General features: G+C 71.7%; 14 protein-coding genes. 7 read left to right on the top strand and 7 right to left on the bottom strand.

The features are described from left to right. Positions 1–87 precede the first annotated feature (87 nt). Positions 88–2,427 (bottom strand): FHA domain-containing protein, encoded by a 2,340-nt coding sequence (locus ACFYO5_RS09210; protein ID WP_388706041.1) that lies wholly within the window; start codon positions 2,425–2,427, stop codon positions 88–90. A 186-nt stretch (positions 2,428–2,613) separates the two neighbouring features. After that, positions 2,614–3,024 carry a hypothetical protein gene (locus tag ACFYO5_RS09205; RefSeq protein WP_388706038.1) on the bottom strand — a complete coding sequence of 137 codons (411 nt, stop codon included), beginning with the start codon at positions 3,022–3,024 and terminating at the stop codon, positions 2,614–2,616. Between the two features lie 305 nt (positions 3,025–3,329). On the opposite strand from ACFYO5_RS09205, the gene ACFYO5_RS09200 reads away from it, so the two are divergent. After that, positions 3,330–3,713 (top strand): nuclear transport factor 2 family protein, encoded by a 384-nt coding sequence (locus ACFYO5_RS09200; protein WP_388706036.1) that lies wholly within the window; start codon positions 3,330–3,332, stop codon positions 3,711–3,713. Between the two features lie 344 nt (positions 3,714–4,057). Here the strand turns inward: ACFYO5_RS09200 and mgrA are convergent, their stop codons facing one another. After that, positions 4,058–5,050, bottom strand: a complete 993-nt coding sequence (mgrA, locus tag ACFYO5_RS09195) for an L-glyceraldehyde 3-phosphate reductase (RefSeq protein ID WP_388706033.1) — start codon at positions 5,048–5,050, stop codon at positions 4,058–4,060. A gap of 145 nt (positions 5,051–5,195) precedes the next feature. Between mgrA and ACFYO5_RS09190 the strand changes: the two genes are divergently transcribed. Together ACFYO5_RS09190 and ACFYO5_RS09185 are read left to right on the top strand one after the other, a co-directional pair. After that, a complete protein-coding gene (locus ACFYO5_RS09190) occupies positions 5,196–6,083 on the top strand; it encodes a LysR family transcriptional regulator (protein ID WP_388706030.1) in 888 nt (295 codons plus the stop codon). A 63-nt stretch (positions 6,084–6,146) separates the two neighbouring features. Further along, positions 6,147–6,662 (top strand): DinB family protein, encoded by a 516-nt coding sequence (locus ACFYO5_RS09185; protein ID WP_388706028.1) that lies wholly within the window; start codon positions 6,147–6,149, stop codon positions 6,660–6,662. Here the strand turns inward: ACFYO5_RS09185 and ACFYO5_RS09180 are convergent. From ACFYO5_RS09180 to ACFYO5_RS09170, 3 genes are all read right to left on the bottom strand, one after another. Continuing rightward, positions 6,644–7,714: an adenosine deaminase gene (locus tag ACFYO5_RS09180; RefSeq protein WP_388706025.1), complete on the bottom strand. Its 1,071-nt coding sequence runs from the start codon at positions 7,712–7,714 to the stop codon at positions 6,644–6,646. The two genes, ACFYO5_RS09185 and ACFYO5_RS09180, sit on opposite strands and share 19 nt — an antisense overlap. A gap of 65 nt (positions 7,715–7,779) precedes the next feature. After that, positions 7,780–8,172, bottom strand: a complete 393-nt coding sequence (locus ACFYO5_RS09175) for a VOC family protein (protein WP_388706023.1) — start codon at positions 8,170–8,172, stop codon at positions 7,780–7,782. Positions 8,173–8,807: 635 nt separating this feature from the next. Next, positions 8,808–9,458, bottom strand: coding sequence for a GntR family transcriptional regulator (locus tag ACFYO5_RS09170; RefSeq protein ID WP_388707166.1), 651 nt, complete (start codon positions 9,456–9,458; stop codon positions 8,808–8,810). A gap of 117 nt (positions 9,459–9,575) precedes the next feature. Here ACFYO5_RS09170 and ACFYO5_RS09165 point away from each other — a divergent pair, with 117 nt between their 5' ends. The 4 genes from ACFYO5_RS09165 to ACFYO5_RS09150 all read left to right on the top strand — a co-directional run bounded on the left by ACFYO5_RS09165 (position 9,576) and on the right by ACFYO5_RS09150 (position 12,278). Beyond that, positions 9,576–10,226 carry an NAD(P)H-binding protein gene (locus tag ACFYO5_RS09165; protein ID WP_388706021.1) on the top strand — a complete coding sequence of 217 codons (651 nt, stop codon included), beginning with the start codon at positions 9,576–9,578 and terminating at the stop codon, positions 10,224–10,226. Positions 10,227–10,275: 49 nt separating this feature from the next. Then, complete coding sequence (locus tag ACFYO5_RS09160; protein WP_388706019.1) at positions 10,276–10,677, top strand: RidA family protein; 402 nt, start codon at positions 10,276–10,278, stop codon at positions 10,675–10,677. Next, the gene (locus ACFYO5_RS09155) at positions 10,677–10,862 is read left to right on the top strand and encodes a hypothetical protein (RefSeq protein WP_388706017.1); all 186 of its coding nucleotides are present in this window, start codon (positions 10,677–10,679) and stop codon (positions 10,860–10,862) included. Before ACFYO5_RS09160 ends, ACFYO5_RS09155 begins: the two co-directional genes overlap by 1 nt. 306 nt (positions 10,863–11,168) lie before the next feature. Next, positions 11,169–12,278 carry an NADH:flavin oxidoreductase/NADH oxidase gene (locus ACFYO5_RS09150; RefSeq protein ID WP_388706014.1) on the top strand — a complete coding sequence of 370 codons (1,110 nt, stop codon included), beginning with the start codon at positions 11,169–11,171 and terminating at the stop codon, positions 12,276–12,278. A gap of 316 nt (positions 12,279–12,594) precedes the next feature. On the opposite strand, the gene ACFYO5_RS09145 is transcribed toward ACFYO5_RS09150, so the two are convergent. Further along, positions 12,595–13,500, bottom strand: coding sequence for an aldo/keto reductase (locus ACFYO5_RS09145; protein WP_388706012.1), 906 nt, complete (start codon positions 13,498–13,500; stop codon positions 12,595–12,597). Positions 13,501–13,527 lie beyond the last annotated feature (27 nt).

Here is a 13,527-nt window from a genome sequence, read left to right as displayed (position 1 = left end):
TCACGGCGGGCTGTCGCGGGGTCCGTTCCGACGCCACGGCGGGTCGTCGCGGGTCCGCTTGCACGTCCACGTCGGGTCATCGCGGGCCTACTTCCGCATCACGGCCGGTTCGTGCCGGCGCAGCAGCCGGGTGACGGCGTATCCGAACACGGCCGAGAGCACGACGAGCATGCCCACGTCGAGCAGCCAGACGCCCGCCGAGTGCGCGAACAACGGGTCGCCGGTGAGGTCGCCGGGGACGATCCGCCCGAGGTCGAGGGTGCCGGCCATCGCGCCGAACGCCCAGCGGGAGGGGATGAGCCAGGCGAGCTGTTCCAGGCCCGGCACACCGTCCAGCGGCAGCAGCGCGCCGCAGAAAACGACCTGGACGATGGCGAGGAGCACCAGGAGCGGCATCGTCACCTCTTCCTTGCGCACGAGCGCGGAGACCACCAGGCCGAGCATCATCGCGGTGAAGGCGAGCAGGGCGACGGCGACGGTGATCTCGACCAGTGGGGGCATCAGCACGCCCTTGCCGCCGGGGGCGTGGAGATCCACGCCGAGCAGGGCGACGAGCGTCAGCACGACCGCCTGCACGACCGTGATCGCGCCCAGGACCACGACCTTCGACATCAGGTACGCCGATCTGGACAGGCCGACGGCGCGTTCGCGCTGGTAGATCACGCGTTCCTTGACGAGTTCGCGTACGGCGTTGGCGGCGCCGGTGAGGACGCCGCCGACGCACAGGATCAGCAGCGCGTTCATCGCGGTGTCCCGGGTGAGCTGACTGCCGGCGAGGGCGCGGGCCATGGCCCCCATCACGAACGGCAGGGCGATCATGATGGCCAGGAAGGTGCGGTCGGCGCTGAGCGCCGCCGTGTAGCGGCGGACCAGGGTGCCGAGCTGGGCACCACGGCTGCGCGGGCGCGGCGGCGCGGGGACGACGACCGGGTCGGAGCGGGCCAGCAGGGGCTGGGCGCTGGAGTCGACGACGTACTGGCGGTGCAGGGGCGAGGCCGCGTACTCACCGGCCCAGTCGCGGTGCCGGTCCCGTTCGAAGGCCTCGAAGGCCTCGGGCCAGTCCACGAATCCGAAGAAGGCGAGGGCGTCGTCGGGCGGGCCGTAGTAGGCGATCCTGCCGCCGGGCGCGAGGACGAGGAGACGGTCGCAGACGTCGAGACTGAGGACGCTGTGGGTGACGACGACGACCGTGCGGCCGTCGTCGGCGAGGCCGCGCAGCATGTGCATGACCGAGCGGTCCATGCCGGGGTCGAGTCCGGAGGTCGGTTCGTCGAGGAAGAGCAGCGACGGCTTGGTCAGCAGCTCCAGGGCGACGCTGACGCGCTTGCGCTGGCCGCCCGAGAGGCTGTGCACGTGCTGGTCGGCGCGCTGTTCGAGGCCCAGCTCGCGGATGACCTCGTCGACGCGCGCCCGGCGTTCGGCCTTGGCGGTGTCCTGCGGGAAACGCAGTTCCGCGGCGTAGGTGAGGGCGCTGCGGACGGTGAGCTGGGCGTGCAGGATGTCGTCCTGCGGGACCAGGCCGACGCGTTGGCGCAGTTCGGCGTAGTCGCGGTAGAGGTCGCGGCCGTCATAGACGACGGTGCCTCGGTCCGCGGGGCGCTGTCCGGTGAGGGCGCCGAGGAGGGTGGACTTGCCGGCGCCGCTGGGTCCGACGACCGCGAGCAGGCACTTCTCCCCGACCGGGAACGACACGTGGTCGAGGAGGATCTTGCGGCCGTGGTCGACGGCGACGGTGAGGTCCTGCACGTCGAGGGTGACCTCGCCGGTGTCGACGTACTCCTGGAGTTCGTCGCCGACCAGGCAGAGCGCCGAGTGGCCGATGCCGACGATGGCTCCGGGGCCGAGCGGGGCTGCCGTGACGGGCAGGCCGTCCAGGTAGGTGCCGTTGTGGCTGCCGAGGTCGGCGATCTCGTAGCCGCCGTCGGGCAGGGCGCGCAGTTCGGCGTGGTACCGGGAGACGACGAGGTCGTCGAGGACCAGGTCGTTGTCGCGGGCGCGGCCGATGCGGACGGTGCGGCTGGGCAGCGGGTGCACGGTGGTGGGGCGCCGGAACGTTCCGGTCAGGGCGGGTTCGGCCACCGCGGAGGGGCGTTGCGGGGCGGGCGGCGGGCGGCCCGTCAGAACGGCGCACGGGCCGTCGTCCGGGCTGCCGAAGCGGAGGACCGTGCCGGGGCCGATGCCCCACTCGTGGACGCGGCGGCCGTCGGCGTAGGTGCCGTTGGTGCTGTCCTCGTCCGCGAGGGTCCAGTGGTCGCCCTCGGGCCGCAGCACCGCGTGGTGCCAGGAGACGCGGGCGTCGTCGAGGACGACGTCGCTGAGGGGGTCGCGGCCGACGCGGTAGGGGTGGCTCGGGGTCATGACCGTGGTGCCCGTCTCGGTCTCCAGCACGAGTTCGGGGGCAGTGGACGTGCCCGGCCGTTCCGCCATGCCGGAATTCTATCGATTCGCACCCTGATGCGCCGTGTGGGGGATCCGGCGGGGCCGTCCCGGCGGCGGGCGGCCCCAGCCGATCCCCGTCACCGGCACCCTCGGCCGACCGTCCGTGGGCGACCTTCAGCCGACCGGCATCGTGGACGGCCTCCTTCAGCCGACCGGCATCGTGGACGGCCTCCTTCAGCCGACCGGCATCACGAGCGGCGGAATGGTCCGCTGCATGCGCAGGGCGTCGACCGACTCGGCGAGCAGCTCGTACTCGGTGGTCTCGTCGCTGGCGGCGATCCGTACCAGCCGCCCGCCCGCGAGTTCCTCGGCGACCAGTTCCTGCCGGTCGACGTCGGCGCACCAGGCCCGCAGCAGGCGGGGGACGTCCGGGACGGTGTCGGAGACCGGGACGAGGGCGCTGGGCGGGATGCGCGTACTCTCCGGCTGCGGGTCGAGCCGCTCGGCGATCCAGGAGGCCCGGTCCCTCAGCCACCACAGGGCGAGGGCCAGCGTCGGGGCGCGGTAGGTGCCGAGCGGTACGCCGATGCGGCGGCCGTCGCACACTCCGTACGCGGTGACATGGCACAGGAATTCGTCGTGCACGTCCTTCTCCCCGTCGCTCGCTGCCGGTGCGGGCCTCGCTTTCCGTGCGGCTCCTGTGGGGTGAACTGCCCCTGACGTTTGAGTATGTTGACTACTGAAACAGTGTCACCATGCTTTTTTGGCCAGTCTCTTGGCATATTCCCCGCCGTTCATGGCCGAAATGCGGCGGGCGTGACGGGACGACGTCATTACCCGAGGGGTAATCGACCCGCCGACCGGGTGCGGGCAAGGTGGTCACACCGGATCGGCGACGACCGAATCCGGGTTCTGACCAGGATCGACGACCTCTTTGGGGATGATTTCCGATGACCGTTCGGACCGACCGCTACCAGAACGCCGTCACCCGCTATTTCGAGGCGTGGAACGCCCGCGAGCCCGAGACCCTCGCGAAGACCGTCGCCGAGGCCTGGGCCCCGCGGGGCAGCTACACGGATCCCCTCGCCGACGTCCGCGGTCCCGAGGGAATCACGGCGCTGATCGCGGCCGCGCAGGCGCAGTTTCCCGGCTTCGCCTTCCGGCTCACCGGCAGGGTCGACGGGCACCACGACACGGCCCGCTTCTCCTGGGAGCTGGTGAGCGAGGCGGACGGCTCTGCGCCGGTGGCCGGGTCCGACGTGATCACACTGGACGCCGACGACCGCATCCTCTCCGTGCTGGGATTCCTCGACCGGATGCCCGCAGGGGCGTGACCGAGGAATTCCTCCGCTCGCGGCGGTCATTCCCGAGAAGGCCGGAAGATCGCCGCGGGTGGGGGACGCCGTGACCGACCGCGGAAAGGGGGAAGCGGAATTCACCGCCCTCCCGTCCGGGAGCCCCGACAAGGACGGCGGGGCCCAGGTGATCCGGCCGGAGTCCGTCCATGACTTCGGCATCCGCGGACCGGTCAGGATCCGCGGAACCTCGACGGAGATGCGTTCCGGAATTCGTTCATGGCCCTCGGGGGCGTCGTCCACGAACTCCCCGTCGGACCGGAGTGCGCGAGGCCGTCGGAAAGAGGAGGGCGAGGTCGTCACCGTCCGCCCGACGGATCGGCTCAGCCGTTGATCACCGCGTCGATACGGGCCAGCTCGTCCGCTGCGAAGTCCAGGTTGTCCAGCGCCCCGACGCTGTCCTCGATCTGCCGGGCGCTGCTCGCGCCGACCAGGGCGGAGGTGACCCGGCCGCCGCGCAGCACCCAGGCCAGGGCGAGCTGGGCCAGCGACTGGCCGCGGGACTTGGCGATGTCGTCGAGGGCGCGCAGCTTGCCCACCAGTTCGCCGGTGAGCGCGTCGGAGTTGAGGAAGGGGCTGTCACTCGCGGCCCGCGAGTCCTCCGGGATGCCGTCGAGATAGCGGGCGGTGAGGACGCCCTGCTCCAGCGGGGAGAAGACGATCGAGCCGACCTGCAGCTCGTCCAGCGCGTCCAGCAGGCCCTCGCTCTCGGGACGGCGGTCCAGCATCGAGTAGCGCGGCTGGTGGATGAGCAGCGGGGTGCCCAGCTCGCCCAGGATGCGGGCGGCGTCGCGGGTCTGCTCGGCCGAGTAGTTGGAGACGCCGACGTACAGCGCCTTGCCCTGCTGGACCGCGGAGTGCAGGGCGCCCATCGTCTCCTCCAGCGGAGTCTCCGGGTCGGGGCGGTGCGAGTAGAAGACGTCGACGTAGTCCAGCCCCATCCGCCGCAGGCTCTGGTCCAGCGAGGACAGCACGTACTTGCGCGAGCCCCACTCGCCGTACGGGCCCGGCCACATCAGATAGCCGGCCTTCGTGGAGATCACCAGCTCGTCGCGGTACGGCGCGAAGTCGGCCTTGAGGAACTCGCCCAGCGCGGACTCGGCGGCGCCGGGCGGCGGACCGTAGTTGTTCGCCAGGTCGAAGTGGGTGATGCCGAGGTCGAAGGCGCGGCGCAGGATGGCCCGCTGGGTCTCCGCGGCACGGTCGGGCCCGAAGTTGTGCCACAGTCCGAGCGAGAGCGCGGGGAGCTTCAGGCCGCTGCGTCCGGCGCGCCGGTAAGGCATGTGCGCGTAGCGGTCGGGGTGTGCGGTGTACAACGCGACTCCAGGAGGGGTTGGCACGGAAGATCGGTGCACGGCAACCGTAGATCGGTTCACCGGACCGTCACCCACTCTCGCCCCGCCCGCGGGCAGTGGTCCAACAGAAGAATCCGATGGAATTCAGCGGATAGGCTTCTCAATCATGGAACTGCGCCACCTCCAGCACTTCGTCGCGGTCGCCGAGGACCAGCACTTCACCCGAGCCGCCGAACGCCTGATGGTCTCCCAGTCGGGCCTGTCGGCGTCCATCCGCGCGCTCGAGCGGGAGCTGCGCGCGCCCCTGTTCGTCCGTACCACCCGACGGGTGACGCTGACCGAGGCCGGCCGCGCCCTGCTGGCGGAGGCGGAACGGATCCTGGCGCAGGTGCGTGCCGCGCACGAGGCGGTGGCGGCCGTGCAGGGCGTGGTGCGCGGCACCCTCTCCGTGGGCACCGAGCAGTGCATCGCCGGAGTCCATGTGGCGAGGCTGCTGGCCGCGTTCCGGCGGCGCCACCCGGAGGTGGAGATCCGGCTGCGGCAGTCCGGCTCGGGCGCGCTCGCCGAGGAGGTGGCCGCCGGACGGCTGGACCTGGCCTTCGCCTACCGCACCCAGGCCGACAGCGACCAGCTCCGTTCGGCGTCGCTGACGGGCGAGCCGATGTACGTCCTGTGCCATCGTGACCACCGGCTCACCGGCGCCGCCGCCGCGTTCACCCCGGCCGACATCGCCGACGAGGTCTTCGTCGACTTCCACCCCGACTGGGGCCCGCGCCGCGCCACCGACGCGGCCTTCGCGGCGGCCGGGGTCCGCCGCACGGTCTCGCTGGAGGTCAACGACGTGCACAGCCTGCTCGACCTGGTGGACGAGAACCTCGGCATCGCCGTCGTACCACGCCATTTCCGGCACAAGCGGGAGGCGCTCACCGCGCTGCCCCTCAAGGGGACGGGCGAGGTGGTGTACGAGACCGTGGCCCTGCTGCCGCCCTCCCAGGCCACGAGCCCGGCGGCACGCGCGCTGATGGCGCTGCTGGAGACGGAACGCGGCGGATAGGGGTCCGGGTCGGGGTCCGGCGAAGAGGCGGCGCCGGGGCGGCGGGTGCGCGATGGTGGACGTATGCATGCGAAGGACATCCTCATCGACGGCTACGGCCGCGTCCGGGAAGAGGTCCACGCCGTCGTCGACGGCCTGGACCCCGACGACCTCGACGCCCGCCCGAGCGCCGACACCAACTCGGTCGCCTGGCTGGTCTGGCACCTCACCCGCGTCCAGGACGACCACGTGGCCGACGCCTTCGGGCTCGATCAGGTGTGGCTGTCACAGGACTGGGAGAAACGGTTCGGCCTGGACCTGCCACGCCGGGACACCGGGTACGGGCACAGCTCGGCCGAGGTCGCCAAGGTGCGGGTCACCGACGGCGACCTGCTGACCGGGTACCACGACGCCGTCCACGCGCAGACGCTCCAGGCGCTGCGCGGGACGGGCGCGGCGGACCTGGAGCGCGTCGTGGACGAGCGCTGGGACCCGCCGGTCACCCTCGGGGTACGCCTCGTGAGCGTCCTGTCCGACGACCTCCAGCACGTCGGACAGGCCGCGTACGTGCGCGGGCTGCTTCAGAGCGCGGCCGCGTAGCCCGGCAGGACGACGTCCTCGATGAGGGCCTCGCGCTCGTCGAACGGGATGAACGCGCTCTTGAGGGCGTTCACCGTGACGGTCCGCAGGTCCTCGACCGTCCAGCCCGCCTCCTCGACCAGCAGCGACATCTCCCGGGTCATCGTCGTCCCGGAGACCAGACGGTTGTCGGTGTTGAGGGTGACGCGGAAGCCGAGGTCCTTCAGCGCGGTGATGGGGTGCTCGGCGATGGAGGTGGCGGCGCCGGTCTGGAGGTTGGACGTCGGGCACATCTCCAGAGCGATACGGCGGTCGCGCACCCAGCCGGCCAGACGGCCGAGCTTGCCGTCCACGATGTCGTCGGTGATGCGCACACCGTGGCCGATGCGCTGCGCGCCGCAGACCTGGAGGGCCTGGTGGATGCTGGGCAGGCCGTGGGCCTCGCCGGCGTGGATGGTGAAGGGGACGTTCTCGCGGCGCAGGTGCTCGAAGGCGTCCAGGTGGTCGGCGGGCGGGAAGCCGTCCTCGGCGCCGGCGATGTCGAAGCCGACGACGCCTGCGTCCCGGAAGGCGACCGCGAGGTCGGCGGTGGCGCGGGTGCGGTCGAACATCCGCATGCCGCACAGCAGGGTCCCGACGCGGACGGGCGTGCCGGCGGCGGTCGCCTTGGCCATACCGGCCGCGAGGCCTTCCTGGACGGTCTCGACGACCTCGGGCAGGGTCAGGCCGCCGTCCAGCATCAGCTCGGGGGCGTAGCGCACCTCGGCGTAGACGACGCCGTCCGCGGCCAGGTCGAGGACGTACTCCTCCGCCGTGCGCAGCAGGCCGTCGCGGGTCTGCATGACGGCGAGGGTGTGCTCGAAGGTCGCTATGTAGCGGACCAGGTCGCCGGAGTTGGCGGCCTCGAAGTACCAGGCGGCCAGTTCCTCCGGGTCGGTGGTGGGCAGGGTGTGGCCCACCGCCTCGGCCAGCTCGACGACCGTGGCGGGGCGCAGACCGCCGTCGAGGTGGTCGTGCAGGACGGCCTTGGGGAGCCGGCGGAGGGTGGCGGCGTCTACGCGCGTAGCGTTCATGGTGCGACTTTCCTAGAGCGGGGCGGTGGGGCGGGGTGCGATGGGGGCCGGTCGGGTCCGCGGGGTCAGCCGGCGGGCTGGAGCAGGTCCCAGCGGTTTCCGTACAGGTCCTGGAAGACGGCGACGGAGCCGTACGGCTCGTGACGGGGCTCCTCCAGGAAGGTCACGCCGGCGGCGCTCATCCGGGCGTGGTCGCCCGCGAAGTCGCCGGTGTGCAGGAAGAACCCGACCCGGCCGCCGGTCTGGTCGCCGACGCGGGAGCGCTGGGCCCCGTCCTTCGCCCGGGCCAGCAGCAGGCCGGTGGCGTCCTGGTGGTCGCCCGGCCGCACGACGACCCAGCGGGAGCCGTCGGGACGCGCCTCGTCCTCGACCAGACGGAAGCCGACGGCCTCGGTGTAGAAGCGGATCGCCTCGTCGTAGTCGTCGACGACGAGGGTGACCAGGGCGATGCGACTCATCGGGGCCTTTCCGGAGCGGTGATTAGCGGAAGAGGTTATACGTAAAACCTTACGGGCGCCAGTCGCATCCGGAGGGACGGGGTCCGCAGGTCCTCGGAAGGGCCCGGGGACCTGGGACTCGCGTCCCGTGCCCGGTCGGGACCGGAGACCGAGGTGGGCGGGACGAGCGGGTGGCCGGCGTCCTGGGCATGGAGATCATCGAGCCGCTTCGGCGGCCCTCGGCGGCGCGGGCTGGACGTTCTCGACCGGCTGGACCGGGAGATCGACGTCCCGGGTGGCCACGGCCGGGCCGGACGGGGTGCCGTGTCTCCTCGCGCCGTGGTGCGTCCGGGACCGGGAGTGTGTCCGTGGCTGTCGACGCGGCTCACCCGTCCCACCGGCCGCGATCTGCGGGACGGCACCCGGGCCCGGCCGGCCTTCGGGGACACACGGGACGTGGTTCCTGCGCGGCGCGGGATCGCTTCGTCGGCGGCGCGGCCTGACGAAGCGGCGGACCGGTCGAGCGGTGCCGGCCGTACGCCGGCTACCTGTGACCGGCTGTCGTCGCACATGTCCATGGTTGCCGGGGCGGGCGGTGACGAAAACGCACGGAATACATCAACGCTGGGGGCGCCCAGATGCCGGCGGACCGGTCCTCAGGCTGGGTTCGACGTACCTGTGACGACGTCCACGGCGTGGCGGCGGTGGGCGGCGAAGAGGGGGAGGGCGACCTGGGGGTCGCGGGCGCGCAGGGCGGCGGCCAGTGCGTGGTGCTCCTGGGGGATGCAGCCGAGGTAGCCGTCGGTGCTGAGGCCGATGCGGGTCAGCAGGAACAGGTGGACCTGGCAGCGGATGGCCTCCCAGGCCGCGGTGAGACGCTGGTGGCGGGTGGCGGCGAAGACGGTGTCGTGGAAGGCGATGTCCAGGCGGACCATGTCGTGCGGGTGCGTCGTGTGCTCCATCACGTCGGCCGCCTTCTCGATGGCGGCGAGGTCCTCCTCGGAGGCGTGGGCGATGACCTGCTGGACGGCGAGGTCCTCCAGCGCGCCGCGCAGACTGTCGAGTTCGGCGACGTCCTCGGCGGACAGCGTGGTGACGACGGTGCCGCGGTGCCAGGCGCAGTGCACGAGTCCCTCGCGCTCCAGTACGCGCAGAGCCTCACGCACCGGACCTCTACTGACCCGCAGAACGCCGGAGAGTTCGACCTCGCGCAGCGGTGCCCCGGGGGGGTAGACGCCGCTGAAGATCGCCTCCCGGATCCGGTCGGCGACCTCGTCGGCCAGTCCGCGACGGCGGGCGGGGGCCACCGCGTCCATGACGTGCATCTGCTCCATGTTGCAATGTTAACATTCCCGTGTTTGTCTTAATGTCAACATTGAGACAAGTGGGTAGCCGGTCATCCGGCCAGAAAGGAGACGGTTTCCATGAAGGTGTTCCAGATCGGTGCCGCTGGAAGTGTCGGCAGGAGGCTCGCCAGTCTGCTGTCCGAGCGCGGTGACGAGGTGACGGGCATGCACCGCAGCCCGGCCCAGGCCGACACGATCCGCGCGACCGGGGCGACGCCGGTGACCGGCGACCTGATCGCCGACTCCGTGGAAGAGCTCGCGGACAAGCTCGCCGGGCACGACGCGGTGGTGTTCTCGGCCGGCGCCCACGGAACCGGCATGGACAAGACCACCCTCATCGACGGCAAGGGCCTGGAGAAGGCAGCCGACGCGGCCGCGCTCGCCGGGGTGACACGGTTCGTCCTGGTCTCGGTCTTCCCCGATGCGCTGCGCGGCGGCGCGGCCGGTGAGGGCTTCGAGCACTACATCAAGGTCAAGAAGAGCGCCGACGTGTACCTGGCGCGCACCGATCTCGACTGGCTGATCGTCCGCCCCGGAACCCTGCTGGACACCCCCGGCAGCGGCCGGGTCACCGCCGGGCCTGCCGTCGAGTACGGCGACGTGCACCGCGACGATGTCGCCGCGTTCATCGACGCGGCTCTGCACGAGCCCGCCCTCAGGCGCGTGGTCGTCGAGCTGACCTCCGGGGACACCCCCGTCGCGGACGCGGTCGCCCGCCTGGCCGCCTGAGCCCGGCGCCACCTACCCCCGCATCCCCTACCAGAGAAGGACAACCACCATGACTGCGATCGATTCCTACAGCCACGGCGTCTCGGGCGAGCGCGAGTTCGGCTTCGCCCAGGCCATCAAGGTCGACCACACGATCTACGTCTCGGGCCAGCTCTCCCATGACGACGAGGGCAACTTCCTCCACCCGGGCGACTTCGAGGCCCAGAGCGAGCAGGTCTTCACCAACTTCGAGAAGGTCCTCGCCCACTACGGTGCCACCCGCAACCAGGTCGTCTCCGAGACCCAGTACATCGTGGACCTGCCGAAGTACAGCAACGCGATGGCGGCCGCCAACCTGGCCTACTTCGGCGACCATCGCCCCACCAGCAGCACCATCGGCGTGGCGTCGCTGTTCTTCCCCGGCCAGCTCATCGAGACCGACTTCGTCCTCGACACCCGTCTGCCCGCCTGATGGCAGCCGCGTACCGGAATTCCGTCTTCACCAGCTCTGCGGACCGGACATGGGCCGTCGTCCGGCAGTTCGACGGCCTGCCCGACTGTCACCCGGCCATCCGGGCGAGCGAGATCATCGGGGGCGGCACCGGGCTCACCCCCGGTGCGGTCCGCCTCCTCACCGGGGTGGACGGCAGCACCTAGCGGGAACGGCTCGTGGGCCCGGACGAGGTCGACCGGAAGCTGACGTACGAGATCGTCGAGGCACCGCAGCCGGTCCGCGGCCACCGCTCGACGCTGCACGTCCAGCCCGTCACCGACACCGGCGGCGCCTTCCTCAGCCGGCACGCCACCTTCGTCCCGGCCCAGGGCACCGCCCACCGGGAAGCCGACCGCGGTCCTGGAAGCGGCCTACGCCCCTGCCCTCGCGGGCCTCCACACGGTCCTCGCCCGACACCGGACGGCAGCCGCCCCGTCCCGATGCCACCGATCACGAAAGAGGCACCCCGCATGAGTTCCCTGTTCACCCCCCTCACCCTGCGTTCCCTGTCGATACCCAACCGCGTGTGGATGTCCCCGATGTGCATGTACTCCGCTGCCCCCGAGGGCGAGGAGACCGGGGTGCCGACCGACTTCCACCTCACCCACCTGGCCCCCCGTGCCGCCGGCGGCGCCGGTCTGGTGATGGCCGAGGCCACCGGCGTCCGGCCCGACGGGCGCATCAGCCCCTGGGATCTGGGCCTGTGGAACGACCGCCAGCAGGAGGCGTTCACCCGCATCACCGAGGCGATCAAGTCGCACGGTTCCGTCCCTGCCATCCAGCTTGCGCACGCGGGCCGCAAGGCGTCCGTCGACAAGCCGTGGCTGTCCGACCGCTACCTCTCCGAGGAGGAGAACGGCTGGCAGCCCGTCGCCCCCAGTCCGGTCGCGTACGACGGACTCGCCGTCCCGCACGAGCTGACCGTGGACAAGATCGGGCAGCTCGTACGCGACTTCGCGGACTCCGCGCGGCGCGCGCTGGCCGCCGGATTCCAGGTGGCCGAGGTGCACGGCGCCCACGGCTACCTGATCAACTCCTTCCTCTCCCCGGCCTCCAACCACCGCACCGACGCCTACGGCGGCAGCTTCGGGAACCGCATCCGCTTCGCCCTGGAGGTCGTCGACGCCGTCCGCGCCGTGTGGCCCGAGGACCTGCCGGTGTTCTTCCGCACCTCGGCCACCGACTGGCTGACCGAGAACCCCGAGGACACCCGCGAGGGCTGGACCGGGGAGGACACCGTCCGCCTGGCCAAGGAACTCCAGGCCCGCGGCGTCGACCTGCTGGACGTGTCCACCGGCGGCACGGTCCGCGACGCCAAGATCGTCGCCGGGCCGAACTACCAGGTGCCCTTCGCGGAGCAGGCCCGCAACCAGGCCGGCATCCCCACCGCAGCCGTCGGCATCATCACCGAGCCGCAGCAGGCCGAGGACATCATCACAGGCGGGCAGGCCGACGCCGTCTTCCTCGGCCGCGAACTGCTCCGCAACCCCTCCTGGGCCCAGCACGCCGCGCTCGCGCTCGGCGCCGAGCCGACCTGGCCCGACCAGTACGCCTACGTCGTCAAGCGACGCAAGCGCTGACCTCCCCACCCCGTACAGATGCAGCCTCCGCCGCGCTCCCCTCACCAGAAAAAGTTCAAGGTGTCCGTCGGCGTCGTACGCAAGACCCTCGACCCCACCCCGTAGAGCCCACTTCCTATCGGCGGGTTACTTGTTCCCCGGTGTCTGGGCCAGGACTTCGGGGCCGGGACAGCGCGGCGTACGGGTTCTTCCGGGTGCGACCGCGTGAGGTGCGGGCCTTGGCGGGAGGAGCGCGAGCTGCGCGGGCGGCAGATGATGCGCGAAGGAGTGTGGGCCGCGGGACGGCACCGGCGCCTCCCGCCGGGTGCGGCGGTGGTCAGCCCGCCCTGCCGTGGGCCTCGTTCAGACGGTCCAGTTCCCCGGCCGTGAGCCGCAGGCTCCCCGCGGCCACGTTCTCCGTGAGGTGCTCGGGGTCGCCGGTGCCGGGGATGGCCAGGACGTGCGGCCCCTGGGCGAGGGTCCAGGCCAGACGGATCTGCGCTGGGCTCGCCTCGTGGGCACGGGCCGCCGCCAGGACCGCCGTGTCGTGGGCCGCCGTGGCGCCCCGCGGGCCGCTGTCGCCGGCGATGGCGTAGAACGGGACGAAGGCGATGCCTTGTTCACCGCAGAGCCGCAGCAGGTCCTCGGTGCCGGGCGACCGGTGGCCGAGGCCGTAGCGGTTCTGGACGCCGACCACCGGGGCGATGGCCTGCGCCTCGGCGAGGTGGCGGGACTCGACGGCCGAGATGCCGAGGTGGCGGACCAGGCCCGCCTGGCGCAGTTCGGCGAGGGCGCCGAAGTGTTCGGCGATCGAGTCCTGACCCATCCGGCGCAGGTAGACGAGGTCGAGGTGGTCGCGGCCGAGCTGGCGCAGGTTCTCCTCGACGTGGCCGCGGAGTTCCTCGGGGCGCGCCGAGGTGCCCCACTCCCCCGACCGGTGACGGACGGGGCCGACCTTGGCGGCGATGAGCAGGTCGTCCGGGTAGGGCGCGAGCGCGCTGTTGAGGAGTTCGTTGGCGGAGCGCAGGGAGGAGAAGTAGAAGGCGGCGGTGTCGATGTGATCGACGCCGAGGTCGACCGCCTTGCGCAGGACGGCGATCGACCGGTCACGGTCGCTCGGTCTGCCCAGGTGGAAGGCGGCGTCGCCGGTCAGCCGCATCGTGCCGAAGCCGACGCGGCCGACGGTCGTGTCGCCCAGTTTCCAGGTGCCCGCGGCGTGCGCGGAGATCCTTTCCGAGGTCATCGGCGGAGTCTCGCACACGCCGACCGG

The sequence above is a fragment of the Streptomyces sp. NPDC006259 genome, from assembly GCF_042870975.1.
Lineage (GTDB): Bacteria > Actinomycetota > Actinomycetes > Streptomycetales > Streptomycetaceae > Streptomyces.
This window is presented reverse-complemented; position numbering and strand designations above follow the sequence as displayed.